Genomic DNA, 25,915 nt, shown 5'->3' with positions numbered 1-25,915 from the left:
GCCCGGCTCAACCCAGCAATACCGGTTCCAATTCACTAATGGCAATCAGTTTTTTTAATTGCTCAGAGGGCCCTTCCAGGCTGAGGCTTCCTCCCGCCAAATGGGACAGCCGCCACCATTCCAGAATCACCGCCAGACCGGCACTATCCACGCGTTCGAGCCCGGATACATCCAGGCACAGGGATTGCGCCAGCGGAAAATCCCGCCCGGTGGCAAGTGCCTGCTCGGCAGTCTTGAAGCTCAGCTCTCCACTGAGTCGGTAACGCCCTTCCGAGACATTTTCCAGCGCCAGCTCGGCCCCTTTGGGTTCACTCATCGGAATCCTCGTCGGACTGATCCTCAGCGCCTTCTTCCATGGACTCTTCCAATTCTTCCCCGGCCTTGCGGGCTCGCTCCTCAAGGCGCTCGATCACGGTATCCAGGCCACGCTGACGGATTTCGCTATCAAAGGAATTGCGATAGTTGGTGACATAGGACACGCCCTCGATGGTGACATCAAAGACCTTCCAGCCATCGTCGGTATAACGCAGGCTGTAATCCACGGGAATATCCCCGCCATCGCTACGCTTGATAACCGTGCGAACCCGGGTCCGGTCCGGGTCCGGTTCACCGCGAACCGGTCTTACCTCAATATCCACATCGGAGATGTCGTACTCAATCAGGCCATCGGCGTAGCTGCGGACCAGAAAACTATAAAAGGCCTCACCGAAAGCACGGCGTTGTTCCCGGCTGGCATCCCGACCATGCCGCCCCATCACCAGACGGGTGGCATAGGGAACATCGAACACCGGTAACAGGATCTCTTCAACAAACTCATAGGCTTCCCGGGGATCTTCCTGCATTTCCTCCCGGCGTTCTTTCAATTCATTCAGTATCTCATTGGCCGTCCGCTCCACCATTTCGGCCGGATCCGGCAAGGACTCGGCCTTGGCCGGCGGCGTCCAGGCCAGCAGCGTCAAGGCGCTAAAGATGGAAACAACAGCAGACATCAACGTGAACTTGTTCCAGGTCCGCATGGCTTACTCTCCTTGCGAGTAGAGAAACTGTCCAATCAGGTTTTCCAGCACCAAGGCCGATTGGGTGTGAATGATCTGATCCCCCTGGGCCAGAGCCTCCACATCCCCTCCCGGCTCGAGAGCGATGAACTGTTCACCCAGCAAGCCGGAGGTTCGGATGGAAGCCGTGGTGTCCGCAGGAAGATTATCGTAACGGTCATTGATCGTCATGGTCACCACCGCATCCAGACGATCCCCGTCAAATTCAATATCCGTCACACGCCCCAACCGCACCCCGGCCATGGTAACCGGGGCCCTGGTCCTGAGGTTACCGATATCATCAAAGCGGGCGGTGACTTCGTAGCCATCCCCCGCGCCCAGACCCCGCATGCCGGTGGTCTGAGTCACCAAAAAGAATATGGCCAGAATGCCGAGAAAGACAAACAGACCGGTTCCGAAATCCATCGCCTTGTTATGACGCATGGCTTATCCCTCACCCACAATCATTGCCGTAATCAGGAAATTGATGGCCAATACGGCCACCGCGGTAATCACAATCGCCCGGGTGGTAGCCCGGCTAACGCCCTCGGCGGTGGGCGGTGCCTTGTAGCCTTCATACACGGCCACCAGGCTGGCGGTGACCCCAAAGGCCACGCTCTTCCAGATGCCGCTCATTACATCCGTACCCACCTGCACAGCATTGTTCATCTGGGACCAGAATGGCCCGGCGTCCACGCCCAGCAATCCCACCCCCACCACATAGCCCCCGAAAATACCCAAGGCACTGAAGATGGCCGTCAACAGCGGCACGGCGATCACACCCGCCAAAAAGCGGGGCACGATAACCCGTTTGACCGGATCCACCGCCATCATTTCCATGCCGGATAGCTGATCGGTGGCCCGCATCAAGCCGATTTCCGATGCCAGGGATGTCCCCGCCCGGCCTGCAAACAGCACCGCGGTGAGCACCGGACCCAACTCACGGACCAAGGTCATGGCCACCATAACCCCCAGGGACTCGGTAGCACCAAACTGGCTGAGTATGTGATAGCCCTGCAGGGCCAACACCATGCCCACGAAAACCGCCGATATTCCAATAATCAACAGGGAATGGGCGCCCAGTCGATACAGTTGTTGCCAAATCAGTCCAAAACGCAGCAATGCCGACGGCGTTTCCCGCAACAGCCGTAACAGAAACCAAGTCATGGCCCCCAGGGTCTGTAAAAACCCCCGGCCACTGTCCCGCAAATCCTGCAACATGGTGGTCATTCCCCCACCTCCATCAGATCACTGACGTAGTCCGGGGCGGGCATGTGAAAAGGCACGGGGCCATCGGACTGGCGATGCATGAACTGGCGCACCCAGGGGGAATCCTCCTGATGCAGTTCCTGCGGTGTGCCACTGGCCACGATACGACCGTCGGCAATGATATGGGCCCAATCCGCCACCTGAGAGACTTCCTCAATGTCATGGGACACGATCACGCTGGTCAAGCCCAGGGCTTCATTGACCTGGCGGATCAAGCGCACGATCACCCCCATGGAGATGGGATCCAGGCCGGCAAAGGGCTCATCATAGAGCACGAGTTCCGGGTCCATCACAATGGCCCGGGCCAACCCTACCCGACGCGCCATGCCACCGGAAAGTTCCGCCGGCATCAGGCGCGCGGCACCACGCAAGCCCACCGACTGCAGGCGCATCATCACCAAGTGATGGATCACCGCCTCCGGCAGCCGGGTGTGCTCTCTCAGGGGAAAAGCCACATTTTCATAGACGTCCAGATCCGTCAGCAGGGCGCCGGCCTGGAATAGAAAGCCTATCCGCTTGCGCAGGGCATAAAGATCCTTCAAGCCCAATCGATCCACCACCTGACCATCCACTTCAATATGGCCGGCATCCGCCTGAAGCTGACCGGTGACCAGGCGCAGCAAGGTGGTCTTGCCGGTACCGCTGGGCCCCATGATGGCGGTCACCTTCCCGCGGGGCACGCTGAGGCTCACGTCCTCGAAAATCGGACGTTCCCCGCGGCTGAAACGGACCTGTTTCATGACGATATGGGGACTGGATGATTCTGCCTGCATGCTTGCTGACGCTCCATGACAAGGGCAAAAAAAAGCCCCGGGTCACGCCCGGGGCCTTCGGATCAGGCGGCCCGCTCTTTCTCCAGCTCGGCCGACCACTCACCGTGGCGAGCCGCACCGTTGCAGCGGGCCCGATGATAAAAGGCTCGCTGTGCGGCCTCGGCCTTGCCCTCATCACCGGCCCAGGTCTTGAGCGCGGGTGCCTGCAGGGCACGGCCGTAGGAGAAACTCAGCTCCCAGGGATGGGGGCCCATGCGGTTCATGAGGTTCAGATGCTCGGTGGCCAACTCGTCGCTCTGGCCGCCGGAGAGGAAGACAATCCCAGGCACTGCCGCCGGAACATGACGATTCAGGCAACGCACGGTGGCTTCAGCCACTTCCTGGGGCCCCGCCTGGCGCTTTGCCTGCTTGCCGGCAATAACCATATTGGGCTTCAGCAAGATCCCTTCCAGGGCCACACCATGCTCGAATAGGGCCTGGAACACGGTATTCAGAGTCCGGTTGGTCACGTCTTCACAGACCTCAATGCTGTTGTCACTATCCATCAGCACTTCCGGCTCTACAATGGGCACGATACCGGCTTCCTGGCAAAGGGCAGCATAACGGGCCAGGGCATGGGCATTGGCCGTCAGGCAGTAGTCGCTAGGTAGGCCCTTGGCGGCATCGATGGTGATCACGCCCCGCCACTTGGCGAACTGGGCGCCCAAGTCGGCGTACTCGGACAAGCGATCCCGCAGACCATCCAGCCCCTCGGTGACTTTCTCGCCCGGGTGGCCCGCCAGGGGCTTGGCACCGGCATCTACCTTGATGCCGGGGATCACGCCCTGGGACTTGAGATGCTGGGAAAACGGCACCCCATCCCGGGTGGACTGACGAAGAGTCTCATCAAACAGAATTACACCGCTGATAAATTCTTCCGCACCCGACGTGGTCAGCAGGATCTCGCGATAACGACGGCGCGTTTCTTCGGTGGATTCCACGCCCACCGAATCCAGCCGCTTTTTGATGGTGCCGGTACTCTCGTCGGCTGCCAGAATCCCCTTGCCGGGAGCCACCAGCTCCCGCGCCACCCGCTTGAGCTGATCCAACTTGCTTGCAAGCTCCGCATTCATGCCTATTCCTCCAGAATGAGTTTTCCACTGACCCCGGGCCACAGCCTTGCCGGGCCTTGGCACCACAGACGGGACCATGTCCCGACCCGGGGCGGTTGAATTCAATCTGGATAGTTTATCAGATGCCGAGCAGGAGCCGGTACTCCCCCGGACAGGGGGGCAAAGCCCACCCTTCAGGCACTGCGGGCACCCTTTCCTGAGGCCAGGGTGAGCATTCTGGCGGGAATCTCTTCAATCGCCAGGACTTCGTCCGCCGCTCCCAACTGATTGGCCGCCCCCGGCATGCCCCAGACGGTGGAAGTGGCCTCATCCTGGACCAAGGTCGCTGCCCCGGCCTGCTTCATTTGCAACAAGCCCTGGGCGCCATCCCGCCCCATGCCCGTGAGCAGCACCCCCACCGACTCACTGCCTGCGGCCTCGGCCACGGAATCAAACATCACATCCACACTGGGCCGGTGACGATTCACGGTCGCCGACTGGTCGATGCGGCAGATCAGCCGGGCGCCATCCCGCTGCACCCGAAGATGGTAATCCCCGGGCGCCACGTAGGCATGCCCGGGCAAAATGGGCATGCGGTCGGCGGCCTGCTTCACCGACAAGCTGCAACAGGCATCCAGGCGCTCAGCAAAGGGTCCGCTAAAATTGGCTGGAATATGCTGGCTGATGACAATAGGTGGCGAATTGGGCGGCAGACACTCGAGTACTCGCCGAATGGCTTCCGTTCCGCCGGTGGATGCACCGATGGCCACGAGCTTCTGTCGGGTGCCGGCGCTACGCGCCTCATAAGCACCCGCTTCGCGCAGGGACTGGCGAACCCGATCCCGGAAACGGTCCCGATCTTCCCCAGAGAAGGTGCTCAGAGGGCGGATGCTGGCCCGGGCAGCATTCTTGACCTTTTCAACCACTTCGGCAGCATAGTCTTCCAGCTTGACCGACAATTCCCGGGCGGGCTTGGTGACAAAATCCACCGCGCCCAGCTCCATGGCCTGCAGGGTTACCTTGGCGCCGTTATGGGTCAGGGAGGAGACCATCACCACCGGCATGGGCCGCAGACGCATGAGGTTTTCCAGGAAGGTGATGCCATCCATCCGCGGCATTTCCACATCCAGGGTGATCACGTCCGGATTCAGGCGTTTGATCTGATCACGGGCGGCGAAAGGATCCGGAGCCGCCCCCACCACCTCTATACCGGGATCGGATTCCAGCATCCTGGTCAGCAGCTTGCGGACCAGGGCCGAGTCATCAACCACCACCACTTTTATCTTGCCGCTGACACTCAATGTTCTCTCCTCTGGTCTGTCTGAACGCCCCGGGCATTCGTCACCGCCGCAGTATAGCGGCCCAGCGTGCGGGACTCGTTACCCCGGCTCACCAGCACTCGACCGCTTTCCGAGAAAAAGCGTATAACCCGATGGTATTTCCCACCCACATCGGAGGCCAGAATCGGAACGCCCAGGCTATGTAGCTTTTCCTCGGCGAACGTCACATTCACACCGCCGATATCCCGGGATGCATTGATCATCATGGCCCCCCCGAAAATCTTCGCTTCCAGCCGTTCCATGCACGCCCCCATGAGCAGCATGCTATCGATCATGGCCGACATGGCATAAATCCCGTAACGACAATCTCCTTCTGGCGTCGGTCTTGCCATCGCCAACATACGGGAAACTGGGTAATCACCATTATTGCCGGCGCCCCCAAGGGAATGTCTTGCCTGCTCCCCGGGCAACAAAAAGTGATTCATGGCCGTTACCGGGCCTTTCGGATCCCGAAGGCAAACCGAGACACAGGAGCCCAGCAAGGTACTCAGCACGGCTTCTCCCTGAACCACGCAGTATCCACCCGCGTGAATGCGGGTGATTTCACGGTCCAGCAGCGGGTCAAAGCTGCAAAAACCATCCGAACTACCACCGAATACTCGTTGCATCCTTTCCCTCCCGGCCAGTGTGCGGTCGGATCAGAGTCGCTTTCCTTGAGCCTACATCATGGCAAGCTCACACACACGAGCTACCTTCCTAGCGGCGCCGGTAAATGGTTTGGCCGATCAACTGATAGCGCTCGGACAGGCCGTGCAGTGATTCGGAATGCCCCAGAAAAAGATAACCATGGGGCTGGAGATGATCAGCAAAGCCATCCACCACCTGGCTTTTATGCCCACGATCAAAGTAGATAATGACATTTCGGCAGAAGATGGCATCGAAGGCAGTTCGAACCGGCCAGGATTCGATCAGGTTGACGCGCTGAAAACTGACCAGGTCACGTAGCGTGCGGCCGACACGGGCCTTGCCTTCATTGGGCCCACTTCCCCGTAGAAAGAATCGGCGCAGGCGTTCCCGCGAGACACTCTTAAGGCGATCCATGGCGTAGATGCCGTCCTCGGCCTGACGAAGAATGGCCCCGTCCACATCGGTGGCCCAGATCTCCCCTTTCCAACCGGGATGGTTCTCGAGAAACTCGGCCAGCACAATGGCAATGGAATAAGGCTCTTCACCACTGGAGCAGCCCGCCGACCAGATGCGGATGGTTTTATCCGACCCCTTGCTGGCGACCATCTCGGGAAAGAATTTCTGGTTCAGGTAATCGAAATGATGGGATTCACGGAAAAACTGGGTCACATTGGTGGTCATGGCATTGACCAGCTCGGACAGTTCTTCCTCGTCACCACTTCGCAGCAGGGAAAGGTATTGGGCAAAAGAGGACAGATTGCGGGAACGCAGACGACGGGACACCCGACTATAGACCAGGTCCCGCTTGCCGCCTGAAAGGGCAATGCCGACCTGATTTTCAATCAGGCGCCGCAGTTCGTCATACTCGGCGTCGGAGAAGGAATACGATTGCATAGGCGGCTCGACCATGACCTCCGACAGTGATTGCGATCAACCTCGCATAATTGCCTAGCCTTGTGTTCTTCCTATAAAGCTGACGGTAGCCGATAGAAGCGGCCACCGTCAGCCTAAAGCAACATTCCCATCAGGATACAGCCTTAAGCCGTTCGAACGGCATCAGAACTCTTCCCAATGGTCATCACTGCCAGCAGAGGACTTGCCCGTGGAAGAGGAAGCGGCAGCAGTGGAATGCTTACCATCTCGATCTTTCCGTCCCCCATGACGGGACTGGCTCTGACCCGGCCGGGCTTCATTATTATCAATCACGCTACCCTGGGCCGTATCTTCCAGCCGAGCCTGGACCTTTTCTTCCCGACGCTGAGCCTGATGCCTCGCCCGCTGGCCCATTTCCACCAGCGCCTCGCCACTCTCGCCATCCAGGCTAAAGAAGGCCATGCGTTCGAGCAATTGAGCGGCCTGTTCCTGCATGGAACGGCTGGCCGCCGCCGTCTCCTCCACCAGGGAGGCATTCTGCTGGGTCACCTCGTCCATCTGCATCACTGCCCGGTTGACCTGATCAATCCCGGAAGCCTGCTCATTGCTGGCAGCGGCAATTTCGGCCACGATCTCGGTCACCCTTCGGACATTCTCCACAATGCCTTCCAGGGTCTTGCCTGACTCTTCCACCAGCTGGGAACCATTCTTGATCTTGCCCACGCTGTCATTAATCAGATCCTTGATCTCTTTGGCCGCCTTGGCACTGCGCTGGGCCAGGTTCCGGACTTCAGTGGCCACCACCGCAAAGCCGCGCCCTTGCTCACCGGCCCGGGCGGCCTCCACTGCGGCATTCAGTGCCAGCAGGTTGGTCTGGAAGGCGATCTCGTCGATGACGGAAATGATCTCGACAATCTTGCCACTGCTTTCGTCGATATCCCGCATGGCAGACACCGCCTGCTGGACAACCTGCCCACCGCGTTCAGCTTCGTCGCGCGTCCCGGACGCCAATTGATTGGCCTCCTGAGCATTATCGGCATTGTTTTTCACCGTGGAGGTCATTTCCTCCATGCTGGAAGCGGTTTCTTCAATGGAGGACGCCTGTTCCTGAGTCCGCTGGGCCAAGTCGTCGGTGCCTGTGGCGATCTGCTGGGCAGCCGTATCCACGGCGGTGGCCGAATCCCGCACCTTGCCGACGATATCGGCCAACTGATTGTCCATGCGACCCAGGTCCTCGATCATGAGACCAATCTCATCACGGACCTCAACCGTCGCCTTGTTATTAAGGTGGCCCTCGGATATCCGATCCACCAGATCACTGGCCTTGATAATGGCTGCCCGGATATTGCGGACGGTGTTCCAGCCCACCAGGATCAACAATGCCAGGCCCATGGCAATAGCAATGGCGGCGATGATGTTCAGGTTCCGCAGCTGCTGATCCGACTCTTGATCCAAGCGCTGGGCCGCGTCGTGCTGGTAGGTCACGACACTTTCCACCGCCGTTGCCACTTCTCGAGAATCCGGCCCCAATTGATTGAACTCCAGATTCATGGCCAGATTGATGTTTTCATCGGCAATGGCATCCAGCACCCGGTGAATGGAATCCAGCTGATTCTCCCGGGCCTCGGAAAATGCATCCAACAACGGCTGTTCTTCGGCTGAGATATCTCGCTCGCGATACTCGGCCAGCAGGGTATTGATTTCCGCTTCCCGCTCCTCAATCTCCTCGCGCTGTGATTCGGCAAAACTGGGATTTTCCTCAATCAGGGCCCGATCCACAGCCCTGATCTGGTCGTTGTTCAGGACATAAATGTCATAAATCTGAGTGGTGGGCAGATAGCTCTCTTCAATCACCCGATCCAGCGTGAGCTCCCCGGTTCGGGTGCCATTGAGGCCCAAGGCCCCAACAATGAGCAACGCAAGGGCGGCGATGGCGATGAACAGCATCAGCCGGGCACGAATGGAAAGCTTGAGTCTCATCACAATTCCCCTGACCGTTATCTAATCCGTTTGGATAGTCATCCAGTCCACCCGAGGGCTGGATTCAAAATGGTTGCACTTATGCATCACAACTCTCCCAGCTGGCGCAGCTCTTCCAGCTCCCAGCCCCGGAACAGGCGCGGGGCGTCCAACAGCATCAGCATGCTATCGCGCACCGTGGCAATCCCTTCCAGATACTCCGTATCCACATTGCCCCCCATGCGCGGAGCCGGCCGGATATCATCCTCGGCCGCTCCCATCACATCGGCCACCTCATCCACCACAATGCCCACATCCTGACTGTCTTCTTCATCCCCGAGATTGAGAATGATGATCACGGTTCGTTCATTGGTGTCGTTGACTTCCAGGTCAAAGCGAAGCCGCATGTCCACGATGGGAATAATATTGCCGCGCAGTTTCAGGATGCCCAGTATCCAGGGCGGTGATCCCGGAATCTTTCGGACTTCCGACCAGCCGCGGATTTCCTGCACCCGGAAGATATCGATGCCGTAGTCCTCGCCCCCCAGTGAGAAACTGAGAAACTGCCGGCCATCTTCCTCGAATCCGGCCAGCATGGAGTTATCACCTTCTTCCCAGCTGTCTTGTTCAGCCATCAATCTCGGCTCCTGCTTCACGGGACCCGGTCTGGCCCCGACGGTTGAGCGCTGTCATCAACGTTGACGGCAGATGACTGAAAAGCTTGAGCTTGCAGCGCCATCTTTCCGTCAAATGAGTGGCCTTCACCCGTCCCTGACAAGATCACAGCACAATCCATGCCAGATTGAGCCACCCGCCCGTCATGTGAGAAAAGGTACATTCTTGCATTATGTTGAATAAAGCCGGTATCCCAAGCACCCCGGTGCCCGAATTGTAACCAGTTGGGTCCACCCTGCGGGGATGGATTACACTGGCGGTATCACTCTCTGGATGAACAGCGCCATGTCCGAGATTCGCCCCACCGACCCTCATCGCCCTGCCCCGTCTGGACTTCACCGCGGCAGCGCGTCGGGACCAGCATCGTGGTTCAGGCCCGGACAGATCCTGGAAGGCCGTGTCATCTCGACCCCGGAAGGGGCTCGTCTGAGAGTGGGCGAGATCACGCTACCCTTGAGAGGCGATGTCCGACCCGCGCCCGGCAGCCGTCTGCTACTAGAGGTGATCCAAGTCCGACCGGCGCTGGACATGCGCATCCTGGAACAATCGGGGCAAAGCCAGAGCAATCGACCGAACCCCGACCGCCTGGCCCTGGCCCGGGAAACCCTGGCTCGGGAAGGTCTGGCTCGACAGCTGGACAGCCGCAACCTGCTGCAAAGCCTGCGCCTGATCATCCAACCGTCGGCAGGCGAGATCAACCGTCCCCCAGAAGCCCTGAGACAAGCACTGGCTCCCCTGCTGACGGCCATGCGCTCGGTCAACGAGCTGTCCTCTGCCAATGGGGTTCGCCAGGCACTGCGGGATAGCGGCCTGTTCGCCGAAAACCGGCTCATGCTGAACCCCAATACACCCTCAATTCCAACAACCGGGGGCTTTGGTGGCCATGATCCATTGGCGCGTGATTGGAAGATCGCCCTGGGGCGCAGCCTTTTGAACCTGAGAGAGACCGTGCGCGCCGGGCGCTTGCCACCACCAAGCCCGCCAAACAGCGGCAATCCGGCCACCCTGCGTGCCGGGGCCGTCCCACCTCCCCCCGGGAATGGCTGGAACAGTGCCCCACCGGGCAACAGCCCCCTCCTCCAGAGCCCGGTCGCCGGGCAGCAGGGGCAATTGCTGCAGTCCTTGCCGGAAGCCTTGCGAATCATTATCCGACAAATCGAAGGGGCCTTGGGCCGCAGTGAACTGCAGCAAGCCGCCTCCCAAAGCGGCGACAGCGAGGGGGGCCGGACCCAGCTCTGGTTTGAGGTGCCGGTCCAGCGCCAGGACGGCTCCGATCTCTGGCAATTCTATCTACAACGCGAAGAACAAGCCTCAAAGCGCAACGGCGAGGATGCCTGGACGGCCACACTGGCGGTTCATTTGGCGGAACTGGGTCCTTTTTATGCGGAATTGCGACTACAGGGCGAGCGGCTCTCCGTCCTTCTGTATGCCGAGACGGGCGAAACCATCGAGAAACTAAGGCGACACCTGGGGGAATTCCGGCAACGACTTCGGGCCCAGCAACTCAGGCTGGACCGAATCGGTGTCAGCGCGGGATCACCGCCCCCGGGACTAACCGCCCTCCCCATGCGGGCCTGGCGGAGTGAAGCATGAGTGAGTCTCGGCATTGGGAAAACGAAATGGCGGTGGCCCTGCACTATGACGGCAATCAGGCCCCTTCGGTCTCAGTCAAGGGCCGGCGGAAACTGGCCCGCGAGATCACGGCCCTGGCTGAGGAATACGGCATCCCCATCCACCAGGATCCAGATCTGGCCCGCTTTCTGACCCGCCTGGAAGTGGGGGAAACGATTCCGCGAGAGCTCTATGTGGCGGTGGCCGAGGTAATTGCCTTCGCCTATTGGGTATCGGGCCGGGACCCCAGGGAAGAAGATCGCTGGCAGAATGACAGCGACTGAACAGTACTGCTATTTCTGGACGCCGTGAATCGCCACCACCAGCTTGGCTTCACTCTGGCCCAGTCCGCATTGGCGCATGAGTTCATCGGGACCGGCCCCGTTGCGGGCCATGCGAATGGCCTGATCGTAATCCGGGCCGGATTGGGCGCGCGATTCCACTTGGCTCATTCTTTCCCCCAGATGTCGCAGGCGTTTCTCCATGCCGGACAGGCGTTCCCCCAATTGCAGGACATAGGGCTTGATTTCCGCCTGCTCCCGGCCGCCCTTGTCCAGCTCCTGCCGGACACGCCGCATCAATTGCTCAGCGGTCCGCAACCGTCGGATGGCCACCACAAACAAGGCCAGGGCCAAGCCCATGATGCCGATGATCAAGCCACCTATGATGACTGTCCAGTCAATGGACATGGAATTCCCCGGTCAGTGAAAAAAGCTTAGACGTATTCGTCGATATGGGGCCCATCGTCGTCATCATGCCGCCCCGAATCCCCTTCGGAAGGTGCTTCTCCACCTTCCTCCTCCGGCGCTTTTTCCTGCCGTGGTTCATTGCGCCGACGACGAGCCTCTTCCCGGCGGCGACGTTCTTCATCCGTCAGCTCCCGTCTGGCAGGGCTGGTAGGAGCAATGGGACTGGTGGGACCCACATTATCTGCCATGGCAAGGCCTCCCGACGCGGCTCAGACTGCCGCCTGCTTCTCGCTTCGCTGGGGCATGAGCCGGCGAACATCCACCAGCACAACCAGATTCCGATCCCGGCGTACCACGCCCTGAATATGACGGGCCACCTGATCGCTTTCAAACTGGGGGGCAGCTTCCACCTCGCTGGGACGGATATCAATCACTTCCGTCACATCATCCACTTGCAATCCCAGGGTCTGATCATCGGCTTCCACCACGATGATCTGCTGAATGGTATCGCTTTCCGGCCTGGAAAGCCCAAAACGCTTGCAAGTATCAACCACGGTCACGATATTGCCACGCAAATTGATCACCCCGAGCACAAAATGCTCCGCCCCGGGTACGGGAGAAATATCACCGGATTTGAGAATTTCCTGAACATGCAGTGCCTTCAGGGCATACAATTCCCGGCCCAGCTTGAAGCTGACCCATTGCTCCCGTGGTTCCTGGCGGCGCTCTTCCCGCTTTTTCTGGGCTGCCCGGGAACGCTCGGCCTGCTCGGCCTTTGTATCCTTTTGACGCGTTTCCGCCATAACTATTCTCCCATGCTTGCTGTTTCCAGCAGACCGGCCACGTCCAGCACGACCATGCTGCGGTTCATGATGGTTCCCGCCATCCAGCGACGCGACCCGGCCCCCTTACGCCAGCGAATCTCATCCTCGCTGATCTCAATCGGCATGGGCTCGGAATCCGTCAACAGGGCAACACCGGTGTCTTTTACCTGTATCACCCCCCCCGCACGCTGAGACAGGGGCGGCAGCGCTTTAAAATGTTCTTCCGGCAGGATCATTCTGGCCGCATCCACCAGCAGATGCCCTTCATTGTCCAACTCCACCCAACCCTGCAACAAGGCGCCATCATCGCTCAGCCAATCCCCATCACATTGATCCCGAATAGCCGCTACCGCATCACCGCGCAAGACCAGTATCAGATGGGCCACGCCAAAACCCCACCAGTCGGCTTCAGGCAACGCCGATGCCACGACTTGGGTCGGGAATTCCGACCCGGTCCCTTGCGCCGACTCAATCCAAGTCGGTCCAGCGGTGTTCTCATCGTCGAGCATCTCATCCAGATACCGGGCAAGGGGGTCCTGGCTATGATCGCCGCTCATGAAGCCAACTCCTCTTGAGGCGTGTTTTCCAGACTCAATAAATGCCTCGCCAAGGAGGCATAGGCCTGGGCGCCCCGACTAGCAGGGTCGCTGCAGGTCAGGGCCCGGCCCTGGCGGCTGGCCTCGCGAAAACGGGTGTCCACCGGAATGTACTGGGTCCAGATATGGGGATGGAACTCGTCCCGCAGGGTATACAGGCTCTGGGTCGCCGCCCGTGTACGACGATCAAACTGAGTGGGCACAATAATGTATTCAGGAGCCCGGTCCCGGGAGCGGCCAATCATTTCCAGGGTACGCAGCATGCGCCGCAGTCCATGAAGGGCGAGAAACTCGGTCTGAACCGGTATCACCAATCGATCGCAGGCCGCCAGGGCGTTGACCATAAGGATCCCCAACATGGGTGGGCAATCCAGCAAGACATGGTCGTAACCCTGCCCAAGGGAAGCCAGGCCCTTCTGTAACACCACGCCCATGCCCTTACGGGTTCCCAGGGTCCGATCCAGTACCGCCAGGGCGGGGCTGGCCGGAAGCAGATCCAGTCCCTCCGCCTGGCCGGGGCGAACGTGGGGAGACGGCGTCGATTCACCGGCGGCTTGTCGAAACAGGGCATACACCCCATCATCAGTGGTCTCGGGATCCAGGCCCAGATAGCTGGTCAGCGATGCATGGGGGTCCAGATCCACCACCAACACCCGCTCACCCTGGCGGGCGAGCTCTCCGGCCAGGCTGACCACAGTGGTGGTCTTGCCCACCCCCCCTTTCTGGTTGGCAACTGCCCAGACGTTCATGGCTGCTCACCCTCCGCTTGCTGGTCCGGAAACAGATCCTCCGGCAGATCTCCATCCCCTGCTCCATCTTCGATGGACTCCAATGGTTCCAGCATCTGTTGCATATCCGATGGATCTGTAAGCCCTTCCGCATTCTCCGGACTGAACCAGCGCTCCTGGAAGCGGGGATCGGCCAGTACAGTCAGAACCACCCGACGATTGCGATTGCGTCCTTCCGGGGTCTCATTACTCGCGACAGGCCGATATTCACCCAGGCCCACCACTGCCAGCCGCATGGGCTGAATGCCCTGATCGCGGAACAGATGAACCACACTCGCTGCGCGTGCGGCCGACAGCTCCCAGTTGGAGGGAAAACGATCGGTCTCGATCGGTACATTATCGGTGTGGCCTTCCACCTGGATCGGATTGGGAAAAGGCTCAAGCACCTCCGCCACCCGCCCCAGTACGGGCCGGGCCGCCTGTGACAAATCCGCGGATCCACTGGGAAAGAGAATGTCCGCCTTGATCTCGATCTCGATATAGAACTCAGATCCCCGAACTTCCACTAGATCCTCATCGATCAGTGGCGCCATGGCTTCCCGCATGGCATCTGCAATCTCATCCAGCCCTTCCCGCATGGCGTCGGCGGGGTCCACCTGGCTACCGTCGGAGTGGGTGGGGAAATCCACCGGATCGCTGATGATATCCATCTCCAGGGCGGATTCGCCGGTGGCCCGTTGCCGCTCGCCGAACTGTACCGGCTCCACCGTCATGGGCTGGCCACGAAAGGCGGCCGCCAGGGAATTGGACAGCACCCGGTACTTGCCCTCGTTCACCGAGGAGATGGAATACATCACCACGAAGAAGGCCAACAGCAGTACCAGCATATCCGCATAGGGAATAGCCCAGGCCTCGTGGTTGATGTGTTCGTCTTCACCTTTCTTGCGTCGAGCCATGATCTAGCTGCCTCCGCCCCGTATGGCGGGGTCAACCGTTCAGATAACCCTGGAGCTTGGTTTCAATATTGCGGGGGTTCTCCCCTTCCGCAATGGAAATCAAGCCATCAATAAACATCTCGCGGGTCTGAACCTGATCCTTGATCGCCCGGGAAAGCTTGCCGGCCATGGGTAGAAACAGCAGGTTGGCCGAACCAATACCGTAGATGGTGGCCACAAAGGCAGCGGCGATCCCCGGCCCCAACTTGTCAGGCTCGTTAAGATTCTGCATCACCGCCATCAGTCCCATCACCGCCCCCACAATGCCCAGGGTAGGAGCGTAAATGCCCAGGTTTTCATAGACCTTGACGGCCTGTTTATCGAATTCCTCGGTAGCATCCAAATCCACTTCCAGAATGCTGCGGATGACGTCCGGCTCACCGCCGTCCACCAAAAGCTGCAACCCTTTCTTGGTGAATTCGTCCTGCTCTTCTTCCACCACGGCTTCCAGGCCCAGCAGTCCTTCCTTGCGGGCCACCTGACTCCAGTCAATGATCTTTTCAATTAGTTTCTGACGATCCTCCTGGGGCGGTTTGAACAGCCAGCCGAAGACCCGGCCCGCCCGGGCAAGGGCACGCAACGGTGTCTGCAGCATCATGGCGCCGAAAGTGCCGATGATGACAATGATAAAGGCCGCGGCATTCCACAACGCCCCGATATCGGACCCCTTGGCAATCACGCCGCCGAAGACAGCAATGGCGCCAAAAATGATGCCGAGCACGGTCAAAATATCCATGTCAGGTCAGCCTCGTCTCACGACGCCCGTCGATGTTCATTACCATAGGATTTCACCAGAATGGGTACATCCAGAATCAGGGCAATCTGCCCGTCACCGGTGATGGTGGCCCCGGCATAACCGGACATGCCCCGCAAATAGGCACCCAGGGGCTTGATGACCACTTCCTCGCGACCCAGGACATCTTCCACCACCAGTCCCATTTGCTGGCCACCTACTTCCACAATCACCACCTGGCTCTGCTTCGTATCCGGTGAAGGCATGTCTCCGGATAGCCACTGTTGGAGGTAGACAAGTGGCAGGGTACGATTTCTCACCCGAATCACGCGCCGTCCGTCAATGTGATGCGCGCTTTCATCTTCCAGATAGATCACTTCCCGGATATTGGAAAGGGGCAAGGCAAAGATGGAGGGGCCCAGGGTCACCATCAAGGTCGGCAGGATGGCCAGGGTCAAGGGCACCCGAATCTGGATTTCCGAGCCCTGACCCTGACGGGAATCGATCTCAATAGTGCCGTTAAGCTGGGAAATACGGGTTTTGACAACATCCATGCCCACCCCGCGCCCGGAAACATCGGAAATCTGATCCTTGGTGCTGAAACCGGGACGGAAAATCAGATGAAAGGCTTCCTTGTCGTCCAGGCGCCAGGCCTCCTCCTCTTCCATCAACCCCTTTTCCACCACCTTGCGCCGCAAGGCATCCGGGTTCATGCCACCGCCATCGTCACTGATGGTGAGCAAGACCTGATCGCCTTCCTGTTCCGCGGACAGCACCACGGTCCCGGCTTCATTCTTGCCGGCCTGGCGGCGGACTTCCGGGGATTCAATCCCGTGGTCAACGGCATTGCGAACCAGATGTACCAATGGATCGGCCAGAGCCTCCACCAGATTCTTGTCCAGATCGGTATCTTCGCCGCGCAGTTCCAGCTTGACCTCTTTCTCCAGAGTGCGTGCCAGATCCCGGGCCACCCGAGGAAAACGGGAGAAAACCTTTTTCACCGGCTGCATGCGGGTCTGCATCACCGCGCCCTGGAGATCCGATGTCACCAGATCCAGTTCCCCCACGGCGGTGGCGGTAGCCTCATCCTGGCTGACATTGCCCCCCAGGGTGACCAGGCGATTACGGATCAGAACCAGTTCCCCCACCAGATTCATGATGGAATCCAGGCGACTGGTATCCACCCGAACCGTGGTCTCAGCGGACATGGCAGCCGCCGCCGGACTGGCCGGTTTTGCCGGCTGGCGGCTTTCCGGCTTGTCCACCTGCTTCTGGGTGGGCCGGCTCTCTGATGCCCCTTCACTCAGGCTCGCCGGTTGCTTGGAAGGTGCTTTCGGGGACGGTCCATTCGAGTCGGCAGTCGCTTTGCCGTCTGCTTCAGCCCCCGGACCACGGCCCTTGCCGTGAAGATCATCCATCAGAGACTCGAATTCATCATCGCTAATAAAACCATCCCCGCCACCCTTTTCGGCATTGTGCCCGGCCTTGGACTGAGTCTGCCCCCCCGAAAGGCTTGATTGGGTCCCGGGTGCCCCGCCATGCAACTCATCCAGCAGGGAATCGAATTCCTCTTCGGTGATCTCGTCACTGCCCGACGTCTTCTCGGCTGGCTTGTCAGCCGTCTCGGGCGCCTTGCCCGGACCATGCAATTCGTCCAGCAGTCGGTCGAACTCAGCCTCGTCGATTTCATCATCGCCCGATGCGGTGGATGAACTTTGGGCGCCACCACGGCCAGCGGGCGCGCCAGAGAGCATGGCCTCGAATTCATCATCGGTGGCATCCCGATCGGAAGGCGGCGGCTCCTGCGTCGGTTCCGGCTGAGCCTGGGAGGGCTCGGCCGGAGCGGCGCCGGCTTCCTGGGGAGCATCGCTCTCTATGCGGGAACGCAGGGAATCAATCAGGGATTGGGGCGGCTGCGACAGGGCTTGCCCTTTCCGGAGCTCGCCAAACATAGTCTGCAGCCAATCCAGCGTGGTCAGAGCATCATCCATCAAGCCTTGGCTGATCTTTATACGGCCCTCGCGCAGCACATCGAAGACATCCTCGGCGCTGTGGCACAGATCCACCATTTCACGAAGCCCGAGAAAACTGCCACCGCCCTTGATGGTATGGAAGCCGCGAAAAATGGTGTTGAGCAGATCACGATCGTCCGGGGACTGTTCCAGCTCCACAAGCTGCTCGCCCAGCTCATCCAGGATCTCGCCCGCTTCCACCAGAAAATCCGCCAACAGCTCCTGGTCACCATCAAAGCTCATGCTGCCCTCCACTCACATCCGCCCTGCATTATGGAAACGGGGACCGGGGCGATCATCCCCCTGCAGGGCACTGTCCCGGGATGCCTTACCGGGGCATCAGAAACCCAGACTGGAAAGCAGGTCGTCAACCTCATCCTGGCCCTGGGCCACCTCTCCGCCCCCCTGATCGGTGGGCGTGGCCGGCCCGGTACCTAGATTGCCGTCCCTGCGTTCCTTCTCTTGTTCCTTATCGGCCGCATCCTCCTCGGACTTGAGCCGTTTTCCACCGGCCACCCGCAAAAGATCCACCATGCCGGCTTCCAGCTCCTGGACCATACGAATCACCCGGCCGATGATCTGGCCGGTGATGTCCTGATACTCCTGAGCCATGAGAATCTCGGTGAGACCGGAGCGCAGTCCTTCACCTTCCTGGTTCACCTGCTGCAGGAAATCGTTGAGCCTGTGGGCCAAATCCCGAAACTCCTGCGCGTCCATGTCCCGATCCATAAAACGCTTCCAAGAATGTCCCAGGGAATCGGCCTCGCTGGCCATCTGCTCGGCTTTGGGTAACAACCTTTCCACCGTTTCCAGGGTCGTATGGGCGGCCTTCTCCGTCATCTCCACGACATAAAGCAGCCGGTCCCGGGCATCAGGCATTTCCTTCTCGGTCAGTTCCGCCAGACGAAAGTCCATACGAAAGCCCTTGAGCGCCTCGTGAAGTTCTCGTGTGAGTTTCCCCACCTCCACGAACAGCTCCTTTTCCCGAATATGGGTCAGGCCGTCCAGCTCCTGGTTGAATGTCTCTTCGTCGCCGGCTTCCAGCGCCTGGAGCATGCTCTCCAGCCGCTGTTTGTAATCATCAGCCCTGGCCTGTTCTTCGAACGCCATTGCCCCTCCTTCCCGTATCCAGTGTGTCCAGCCCGGTATCAGGCATCCAGCCGCTCGAAGATCTTTTCAATCTTTTCCTTCAGGGTGGCGGCGGTGAAGGGCTTAATGATATAGCCATTGACACCACACTGTGCGGCTTCCACGATCTGATCCCGCTTGGCTTCGGCCGTCACCATCAACACCGGCGTGGACTGCAGCTTGTCGTCAGCGCGGATCTCCTTGAGCAGGTCCAGCCCCGTCATGCCAGGCATGTTCCAGTCAGTGACCACGAAATCGAAGTCACCATTCTTGAGCATGGGCAGGGCCGTCTTGCCATCATCCGCTTCCTGGGTGTTATTGAAACCCAGGTCCCTGAGCAGATTCTTGATAATCCGCCGCATGGTGGAAAAATCATCCACCACCAGAATCTTCATATTCTTGTCCAAACCAACCTCCCGACGATTCTCCAGGTGACCCGATTGCGGGCCTCAATACTTAATCCAGCCACTCATCCATTCTGGCACGGGTACGGGTAAGTGCCTTGCCATGGATCTGACAGACCCGGGATTCACTCACGCCCAATACCTCGCCGATCTCCCGCAGGTTCAATTCCTGTTCATAGTACAAGGACATCACCAACCGTTCCTTTTCCGGCAGACCATCAATGGTATCGGCCAACCCCTGCCTGAAATCCACCGATTCCACCCGGCGAAGCGGGCTATCCTGATCCTGATCCAGCGAGCCGGGCAGGTTGTCGTCATGATCCGACTGCAACTCATCCAGGCTGAACAAACGACAGCTCACTGCATCCTGCATGACACGGTGGTATTCCTCCATGGTCAACCCGGCCGCTTTTGCCACTTCCGAATCCCGCGCGTCACGCCCGGTCTCATTCTCGATCTGGCGTATCTTTTCGTTGATTTCCCGATAGGCCCGGTGCACCGAGCGTGGCGTCCAATCGGTCTTGCGAATCTCATCCAGCATGGCGCCCCGAATACGAATTCCAGCATATGTCTCGAAGCTGGCCCCATGCTGATCACTATACTGACGCCCCGCCTCCAGCAAGCCGATCATGCCGGACTGCACCAGGTCATTCACCTCCACACTATCCGGCAACCGGGCCGCCAGATGATAGGCGATCCGCTTGACCAGACCGGCATGCTTGAGTACCAGCTCGTCGGCACAGCTTCCCTGGACCTGTTGATAGCGAGAGGAGGCATCCATCATGCGATCTGTCCACCTCCCCCGTCACGGGCATCGGCATTCAACAGCCGTTCGACAAAAAACTCCAGATTGCCCCGGGGCCCCTGCGGCAAAGGCCAGCGACCGGCCTCCTCCGCCAGGTTGCGAAAGGCCATGGCCGAGCGGCTGCGGGGCGCATTTTCCACCACCGCCCCCTGCTTCTGAACGGCCTTTCTCAGCTGTTCATCAAAGGGCACCGCCCCCATGTATTCCAGGCTCACATCCAAAAAGCGCTCGGCTACGCTGGAAATCTTGTTGAACAAGGTACGACCGTGATGGGCGGTCTGGGCCATATTCGCCAATACTCGAAAATGGGTGACACCATGCTCCCGGGAGAGAACCTTGATCATGGCATAGGCATCAGTAATCGATGCCGGCTCGTCACAAACCACCAGAATCACGTGCTGAGCCGCTTGGGTAAAACTTACCACCCCGTCAGCGATGCCGGCGGCAGTATCTACGATCATCACATCCACATCGTCGCTCAGCTCACTGAAGGCCCGGATCACCCCGGCATGCTCGGCAGCGCTGAGCTCGGCCATCTGTTTGGTACCCGAGGAAGCCGGCACAATCTTGATACCGGCAGGCCCCTCCAGCAGGATCTCCTCCAGGCTGCATTCCCCATTGATCACATGGGAAAGGTTGCGCTTGGGCTGCAGGCCCAGGACCACATCCACATTGGCCAGGCCCAAATCGGCATCAAACAACAAGACCCGCTTGCCGCTCAAGCCCATGGCCGTAGCCAGATTGACCGAGATATTGGTCTTTCCCACCCCACCCTTGCCCGAAGTCACGGCAATGACTTGTACTGGCTTGGGTGATGCCATGCGTCTCAATCCTGCCGCCTGATCCATTGAATACTCCAAATCGTGGGGTCTGTCACCCGGGGGCCTGGCCTCAAGCCATGGTCTGGGCGGCCACCTGGCCAAAACGGGCGGCCAGTTCATTCTCATCCACCTGACCAGGCCACCGTCGCTGCAGCTGCACTGCGCGGCTCACCAGGCGATGACTTCGCGCCGGCTGGATATCCTCCGGCACCCGCTGCCCATCGGTGATATAGCCGATGGGCAGCGCATGGCGTACCGCCACCGACAAAGCGCCGCCCAACCCGGTGGCTTCGTCCAGCTTGGTCAGGATGCAACCGTCCAGCCCCACATCCGCATAAGCACGGACCGTCTCCTCCATGGTCGGGGCAGGGCTGTCTGCAGACAAGACCAGATTGACTGAAAGGGCCTGCCCTTCGACTCGACGGAGCATATCCATCTGAACCGGGATACGACTGTCCCGCTGACTCATGCCGGCGGAGTCCACCAGCACCAGTTTTTTATTGTCCAGTTCCAGCAAGGTTTCACGCAATTCTTCCGCCGTATCCACGGAAAAGACCGGTACCCCGAGTATACGGCCGTAACTGTGCAGTTGCTCCTGCCCCCCTACCCGGTAGTGATCGGTGGAAATCAGTGCCACATGGCGCTTGCCGTGGCGCAGGGCGAAACGAGCTGCCAGCTTGGCAATGGTGGTGGTCTTGCCCACCCCGGTGGGCCCCACCAAGGCAATCCGCCCGCCCTTCTCCAGAATGGGATCATTTCCCACCGGAACACGCCGGGCCAACATCCCCAAAGGCAAGCGCCAAGCCTGCTGCTCATCCTCTGTGGCCGGCATTTCTTCCAGGATCTGGCGGGCCAGATCCGGCTCGATGCCCATGGCGCTCAGCTCCCGAAGCACCGTAGCCTTGATAGGGCGCTCACGGGAAAGCCGATCCCAGGCCAGATTGGAAAACTGGCTTTGCAGCATGTTGCGCACGCTGGATAGCTCGCGGCGCACTTCCATGAGGTTGGGTTCCTGGGACCAGACGATACGGGCATTGTCCTGCCCCCGTTCCCGCGGTACGTCGAAATCGTCGTCCTCGTACTGGCCGCCATAGGGATTGTCGGGAATCGGACGCGAACGACGGGCGCCCGTCTTGACAGAGGATGGCTCCACGGAAGCCGGCCTTGGCGACTCCTGGAATGGCTCATCCTCTTCTGCCGACCCCGCCAGCCAGCTCCGCTCATCCTCTTCTTCCGGAGGCTCGGCATGATAGGAAGCCGCAAGCTCGGCATAACTGGGCGCGACGGATTTCCGACGGCCGCTTGGATTGGGACCTTCATTCATGGGCTCATCGTCACGCCGGTCGGCGCCATAGCGTGCGCTGCTGCCAATGGCATGGTTGACCAGGGCCTCGTCGTAATCCACCGCGGCAATGATCTCGATACCACCGTTGATGCTGCGGTTGGACAGGATCACCGCATCCGGCCCCTGATCCTCCCGCACCTGGCGGATGGCGGTGCGCATATCCGGCGCCACGAATCGCTTGATCTTCATTGTTGTTCCTCCCGATCAGCGCAGCCCGCTTGCGGTTCAGCCTGCATGGTGTAATACCTCAGCCTTTTCATGGTCTTATCCCTTCTCGCCGTCCTTATTCGCCACTGATGGAAGCCACCAGGCGGACCTTTCGGCTATCCGGTATTTCGTTGTAGGACAATACGTTCAGTCCCGGTACCGGCTGGCGCAGGAAACGGGCCAACCAACTTCTGATCAAAGGCGCCACCAGGAGGATGCCAGGCTCGCCCTGGTTCTCCTGCTTTTCGGTGGCCTCGGCCAGGCTCTGCTGGAGCCGTTCGGCCAAGCCCGGCTCAATGCTCCCGGTTCCGCCCTGACGTAGGGCATCTTGCAATATCTGTTCCAACTTGGGATCCAGGGTAATCACCGGCAGCTCGTCCCGCGTCCCGGCGACTTCCTGAACGATGGTCCGGGCCAGGGCCACCCGAACCTGTCCCACCAATTCCTCGGGATCCTGAGTCTGGGTGCCGTGCTCGGCCAGACTCTCGGCAATGGTGCGCAGGTTGCGAATGGGTACGCGCTCTTCCAGCAGGCGTTGAAGTACCTTGACCACCCGATTGAGCGGCATGATGTCGGGTACCAGGCTTTCCACCAGCCTCTTGTCGGTCTGTTTGAGCATGTCCAGCAATTTCTGGACTTCCTCGTGACCCAGCAACTCATGGGCATGGCTCTGGATGACATGACTGAGATGGGTGGCCACAACCGTGGCCGGGTCCACCACGGTGTAACCCAGTGTCTGGGCGTTGTCCCGTTGCTCGGATTCGATCCACACCGCTTCCAGGCCGAAGGCGGGATCCGTGGTTTCAATACCCTGAATCTTGCCGTGCACTTGTCCCGGATTGATGGCCATTTCCCGATCCGGGTGGATCTCGGCCTCGCCCACCGGATCCCCCATCAAAGTCAGGCGATAGTAATTGGGAGGCAACTCCAGGTTGTCCCGGATATGGACCGATTGAACCAGGAAACCCAGCTCCCGGGACAGTTTCTTGCGGACACCGCGAATGCGGGTCATCAGCTCGCCACCCTGCTTGCGATCCACCAGCGGGATAAGGCGATATCCCACTTCCAGACCCAAGAGATCGTTCTGGGTGACATCCTCCCAGCCCAGCTCGCCCAGCTCTTCACCGCCACCGCCGGGTTCCACGGTCCGACCGCCGGCACGGTCACGGTGAGCGCCCCCGGCCGGCTGAACCTCATCATCCACCGGCTCACCATCAACCAGCTCACCCTTGCGCTGGGTTCGCCAGGCCATGAAACCGGTGATGGCCGCCAGGCTCAAAAAGGCGAGATTGGGCATGCCCGGAATCACTCCCAGAGTGAACAATACCCCGGAGGCCACCGCCAGCACCCGACCATTGCCCACCAGCTGGGTCAGAATCTGCTGCCCCATGTCCTGACTGCGGGACATTCGGGTGACAATCACCGCCACGGCAGTGGACAGCAGCAGGGCGGGAATCTGGGCCACCAGGCCGTCACCGATGGTGAGCAGGGTGTAATTGCGGCCGGCCTCGGCCAGGGAGAGACCGTGCTGAACGGGGCCGATCACCAAACCACCCACGATATTGATGATCATGATCAGAATGCCGGCAATGGCATCCCCGCGGACAAACTTGGAAGCACCATCCATGGAACCATAGAAGTCCGCCTCTTCCCGAATTTCCTGTCGACGGTCCCGGGCCTGCTCGTCGGTCAACAGACCGGCATTGAGATCGGCATCAATGGCCATCTGCTTACCGGGCATGGCATCCAGGGTAAAGCGGGCGGTCACTTCCGAGACCCGGGTAGCCCCCTTGGTGATCACCACAAAATTGATGATCACAAGAATGGCGAACACCACTAGGCCCACGGCATAGTTGCCGCCAACCACAAACTGACCGAAGGACTCAATCACCCGGCCCGCCGCGGCAGTACCGGTATGCCCTTCCAGCAGGATGACCCGGGTGGAGGCAATATTCAGTGCCAACCGCAGTACAGTGGCGGCCAGCAGTACCGTGGGGAACACCCCAAGATCCAGAGGACGAGCAATATAGATCACCGCCAACACCACAATCAGTGCCAGGGCAATATTGAAGGTAAAGAACATGTCCAAGGCGATGGGAGGCAGGGGGACGATGATCATCCCCAACACCGCCAGCAGCAATATCGGCACACCCAACCCCGAGCGCAGGGCGTGCTTGAAACCGTCGGTCACCATTGACTGTGTGCTTGCCATGCCTTGAGTGCCTCTCACCTATGGCGTCGGTTATTCGTCACCCTCCTCGTCCAAGGAGGGATTGGGACGTCTCGGCCGGGGACCACCCCGAGCCCGCTGACGGCGCAGCTGATAGACCCAGCTCAAGACTTCCGCCACCGAGCGATACAAACGTGCCGGGATTTCGTCACCCAACTCCGTAGTCCCATGCAAGGCCCGGGCCAACGGCGGTGCTTCCAGGATAGGCACGTGATTTTCCTCGGCAATCTCGCGAATACGCAGGGCAATGCGGTCCACGCCCTTGGCCACCACCACTGGCGCCTTGGCGCGATTGGGGCGATATCGCAGCGCCACGGCGAAATGGCTGGGGTTGGTGACCACTACATCGGCCTTGGGCACCTCCTCCATCATTCGGCGGCGGGACATCTCCTGCTGGGTCTCGCGAATCTTGCGCTTGACCTCCGGCTTGCCCTCCGTTTCCTTGAACTCGTCCTTGACCTCCTGCTTGCTCATCTTGAGCTTGCGGGTGTTGTCCCAGATCTGGAACGGCACATCGATGGCCGCCACGATGATCAGAGCAGCGGTGAAAGCCAGGAAACACAAAGCCACCAGATTGCCGGCATCGAACAGCCCTTGGGGCATGGGGGCATTGCCCAGGGACAGGAAACGGTCCCGAAACAGCCAGAAAATCACCGCGGCCACCACCGCCACCGCGCCAAACTTGCCGATGGCCTTGGCCAGTTCCACCAGGGCCTTGACCCCGAATATCCGCTGAAAACCGCTAATGGGATTCATCTTGCTGAGCTTGGGCTGGACACTTTCCAGGCTGAATGACCAGCCCCCAATCAAGGAGGGTGCCGCCAAGGCTGCCACAAACAAGACCCCCATAATGGGCAACACCACCTGAATACCCGCCACCACGGCCTTGCGAAACTGGATGGGGATATCGCTGGCATCCCGAACCTGGTCCGGATCCAGCGTCAGTCCTTCCCGTAACACGTCCGCCACACTTCCCACCATGAAGCCGCCAAAACTGAGGAGGAAGACGGCACCGGTCATCATCACCAGCATGGCGCTCAATTCACGGGAACGGGGCACTTGCCCCTTTTTCTTGGCGTCCTGTAACCGTTTCGGTGTCGGCTCTTCTGTTTTTTCCTGGCTGGTATCCTTCTGTTCCGACATGGT

28 protein-coding genes are annotated in these 25,915 nt (G+C 59.7%); 2 read left to right on the top strand and 26 right to left on the bottom strand.

Going from position 1 to position 25,915, the window contains the following annotated elements:
• Window positions 1–7: 7 nt before the first annotated feature.
• The 11 genes from J2T60_RS02220 to J2T60_RS02165 form a co-directional block, all read right to left on the bottom strand.
• On the bottom strand, window positions 8–316 hold the full coding sequence (locus J2T60_RS02220) for an STAS domain-containing protein (RefSeq protein WP_253444823.1): 309 nt from the start codon (window positions 314–316) through the stop codon (window positions 8–10).
• On the bottom strand, window positions 309–1,016 hold the full coding sequence (locus J2T60_RS02215) for an MlaC/ttg2D family ABC transporter substrate-binding protein (protein WP_253444820.1): 708 nt from the start codon (window positions 1,014–1,016) through the stop codon (window positions 309–311). The genes J2T60_RS02220 and J2T60_RS02215 overlap by 8 nt, the downstream gene beginning before the upstream one ends.
• Window positions 1,017–1,019: 3 nt before the next feature.
• The gene (gene mlaD, locus J2T60_RS02210; RefSeq protein ID WP_253444817.1) at window positions 1,020–1,478 is read right to left on the bottom strand and encodes an outer membrane lipid asymmetry maintenance protein MlaD; all 459 of its coding nucleotides are present in this window, start codon (window positions 1,476–1,478) and stop codon (window positions 1,020–1,022) included.
• Window positions 1,479–1,481: 3 nt separating this feature from the next.
• On the bottom strand, window positions 1,482–2,264 hold the full coding sequence (mlaE, locus tag J2T60_RS02205; protein WP_253444814.1) for a lipid asymmetry maintenance ABC transporter permease subunit MlaE: 783 nt from the start codon (window positions 2,262–2,264) through the stop codon (window positions 1,482–1,484).
• The gene (locus J2T60_RS02200) at window positions 2,261–3,076 is read right to left on the bottom strand and encodes an ABC transporter ATP-binding protein (protein ID WP_253444810.1); all 816 of its coding nucleotides are present in this window, start codon (window positions 3,074–3,076) and stop codon (window positions 2,261–2,263) included. The genes mlaE and J2T60_RS02200 overlap by 4 nt, the downstream gene beginning before the upstream one ends.
• Window positions 3,077–3,138: 62 nt before the next feature.
• Window positions 3,139–4,188 (bottom strand): class I fructose-bisphosphate aldolase, encoded by a 1,050-nt coding sequence (locus tag J2T60_RS02195; RefSeq protein ID WP_253444807.1) that lies wholly within the window; start codon window positions 4,186–4,188, stop codon window positions 3,139–3,141.
• A gap of 173 nt (window positions 4,189–4,361) precedes the next feature.
• Window positions 4,362–5,468, bottom strand: a complete 1,107-nt coding sequence (locus J2T60_RS02190) for a protein-glutamate methylesterase/protein-glutamine glutaminase (RefSeq protein WP_253444803.1) — start codon at window positions 5,466–5,468, stop codon at window positions 4,362–4,364.
• Window positions 5,465–6,115 carry a chemotaxis protein CheD gene (locus J2T60_RS02185; protein WP_253444801.1) on the bottom strand — a complete coding sequence of 217 codons (651 nt, stop codon included), beginning with the start codon at window positions 6,113–6,115 and terminating at the stop codon, window positions 5,465–5,467. Before J2T60_RS02185 ends, J2T60_RS02190 begins: the two co-directional genes overlap by 4 nt.
• Window positions 6,116–6,203: 88 nt before the next feature.
• Window positions 6,204–7,028, bottom strand: coding sequence for a CheR family methyltransferase (locus tag J2T60_RS02180; protein WP_253444798.1), 825 nt, complete (start codon window positions 7,026–7,028; stop codon window positions 6,204–6,206).
• 162 nt (window positions 7,029–7,190) lie between these two features.
• Window positions 7,191–8,987 carry a methyl-accepting chemotaxis protein gene (locus J2T60_RS13285; RefSeq protein WP_301288294.1) on the bottom strand — a complete coding sequence of 599 codons (1,797 nt, stop codon included), beginning with the start codon at window positions 8,985–8,987 and terminating at the stop codon, window positions 7,191–7,193.
• Between the two features lie 86 nt (window positions 8,988–9,073).
• Entirely contained in the window at window positions 9,074–9,601 is a 528-nt protein-coding gene (locus J2T60_RS02165; protein WP_253444795.1) for a chemotaxis protein CheW, read from the bottom strand.
• A gap of 325 nt (window positions 9,602–9,926) precedes the next feature.
• On the opposite strand from J2T60_RS02165, the gene fliK reads away from it, so the two are divergent.
• Both fliK and J2T60_RS02155 read left to right on the top strand, forming a co-directional pair.
• Entirely contained in the window at window positions 9,927–11,234 is a 1,308-nt protein-coding gene (gene fliK / locus J2T60_RS02160) for a flagellar hook-length control protein FliK (RefSeq protein WP_253444792.1), read from the top strand.
• Window positions 11,231–11,536: an EscU/YscU/HrcU family type III secretion system export apparatus switch protein gene (locus tag J2T60_RS02155; protein ID WP_253444789.1), complete on the top strand. Its 306-nt coding sequence runs from the start codon at window positions 11,231–11,233 to the stop codon at window positions 11,534–11,536. Before fliK ends, J2T60_RS02155 begins: the two co-directional genes overlap by 4 nt.
• Before the next feature lie 9 nt (window positions 11,537–11,545).
• On the opposite strand, the gene J2T60_RS02150 is transcribed toward J2T60_RS02155, so the two are convergent.
• From J2T60_RS02150 to flhB, 15 genes are all read right to left on the bottom strand, one after another.
• Window positions 11,546–11,941: a DUF2802 domain-containing protein gene (locus tag J2T60_RS02150; protein WP_253444787.1), complete on the bottom strand. Its 396-nt coding sequence runs from the start codon at window positions 11,939–11,941 to the stop codon at window positions 11,546–11,548.
• Between the two features lie 26 nt (window positions 11,942–11,967).
• Window positions 11,968–12,189 (bottom strand): hypothetical protein, encoded by a 222-nt coding sequence (locus J2T60_RS02145; protein ID WP_253444784.1) that lies wholly within the window; start codon window positions 12,187–12,189, stop codon window positions 11,968–11,970.
• A gap of 21 nt (window positions 12,190–12,210) precedes the next feature.
• Window positions 12,211–12,744 (bottom strand): chemotaxis protein CheW, encoded by a 534-nt coding sequence (locus J2T60_RS02140; RefSeq protein WP_253444781.1) that lies wholly within the window; start codon window positions 12,742–12,744, stop codon window positions 12,211–12,213.
• 2 nt (window positions 12,745–12,746) lie between these two features.
• Entirely contained in the window at window positions 12,747–13,322 is a 576-nt protein-coding gene (locus tag J2T60_RS02135; protein ID WP_253444778.1) for a hypothetical protein, read from the bottom strand.
• Window positions 13,319–14,110: a ParA family protein gene (locus J2T60_RS02130; RefSeq protein ID WP_253444775.1), complete on the bottom strand. Its 792-nt coding sequence runs from the start codon at window positions 14,108–14,110 to the stop codon at window positions 13,319–13,321. Before J2T60_RS02130 ends, J2T60_RS02135 begins: the two co-directional genes overlap by 4 nt.
• Window positions 14,107–15,045: a flagellar motor protein MotD gene (gene motD, locus J2T60_RS02125; protein ID WP_253444772.1), complete on the bottom strand. Its 939-nt coding sequence runs from the start codon at window positions 15,043–15,045 to the stop codon at window positions 14,107–14,109. Before motD ends, J2T60_RS02130 begins: the two co-directional genes overlap by 4 nt.
• A gap of 31 nt (window positions 15,046–15,076) precedes the next feature.
• Entirely contained in the window at window positions 15,077–15,820 is a 744-nt protein-coding gene (locus J2T60_RS02120; RefSeq protein WP_253444769.1) for a flagellar motor protein, read from the bottom strand.
• A gap of 17 nt (window positions 15,821–15,837) precedes the next feature.
• On the bottom strand, window positions 15,838–18,072 hold the full coding sequence (locus J2T60_RS02115; protein WP_253444767.1) for a chemotaxis protein CheA: 2,235 nt from the start codon (window positions 18,070–18,072) through the stop codon (window positions 15,838–15,840).
• A 96-nt stretch (window positions 18,073–18,168) separates the two neighbouring features.
• Window positions 18,169–18,939 carry a protein phosphatase CheZ gene (locus J2T60_RS02110; protein WP_253444764.1) on the bottom strand — a complete coding sequence of 257 codons (771 nt, stop codon included), beginning with the start codon at window positions 18,937–18,939 and terminating at the stop codon, window positions 18,169–18,171.
• Between the two features lie 38 nt (window positions 18,940–18,977).
• Window positions 18,978–19,364 (bottom strand): chemotaxis response regulator CheY, encoded by a 387-nt coding sequence (gene cheY, locus J2T60_RS02105; RefSeq protein ID WP_253444761.1) that lies wholly within the window; start codon window positions 19,362–19,364, stop codon window positions 18,978–18,980.
• Window positions 19,365–19,413: 49 nt separating this feature from the next.
• A complete protein-coding gene (locus tag J2T60_RS02100) occupies window positions 19,414–20,142 on the bottom strand; it encodes an RNA polymerase sigma factor FliA (RefSeq protein WP_253447552.1) in 729 nt (242 codons plus the stop codon).
• Entirely contained in the window at window positions 20,142–20,987 is an 846-nt protein-coding gene (locus J2T60_RS02095; protein WP_253444758.1) for a MinD/ParA family protein, read from the bottom strand. Before J2T60_RS02095 ends, J2T60_RS02100 begins: the two co-directional genes overlap by 1 nt.
• Before the next feature lie 70 nt (window positions 20,988–21,057).
• Window positions 21,058–22,521: a flagellar biosynthesis GTPase FlhF gene (gene flhF / locus J2T60_RS02090; protein ID WP_301288292.1), complete on the bottom strand. Its 1,464-nt coding sequence runs from the start codon at window positions 22,519–22,521 to the stop codon at window positions 21,058–21,060.
• A gap of 94 nt (window positions 22,522–22,615) precedes the next feature.
• Window positions 22,616–24,751: a flagellar biosynthesis protein FlhA gene (gene flhA / locus J2T60_RS02085; RefSeq protein ID WP_301288291.1), complete on the bottom strand. Its 2,136-nt coding sequence runs from the start codon at window positions 24,749–24,751 to the stop codon at window positions 22,616–22,618.
• A 30-nt stretch (window positions 24,752–24,781) separates the two neighbouring features.
• Window positions 24,782–25,912 carry a flagellar biosynthesis protein FlhB gene (gene flhB, locus J2T60_RS02080; RefSeq protein WP_253444755.1) on the bottom strand — a complete coding sequence of 377 codons (1,131 nt, stop codon included), beginning with the start codon at window positions 25,910–25,912 and terminating at the stop codon, window positions 24,782–24,784.
• Window positions 25,913–25,915: the final 3 nt, after the last annotated feature.

This window comes from Natronospira proteinivora (assembly GCF_024170465.1).
GTDB lineage: Bacteria > Pseudomonadota > Gammaproteobacteria > Natronospirales > Natronospiraceae > Natronospira > Natronospira proteinivora.
This window is presented reverse-complemented; position numbering and strand designations above follow the sequence as displayed.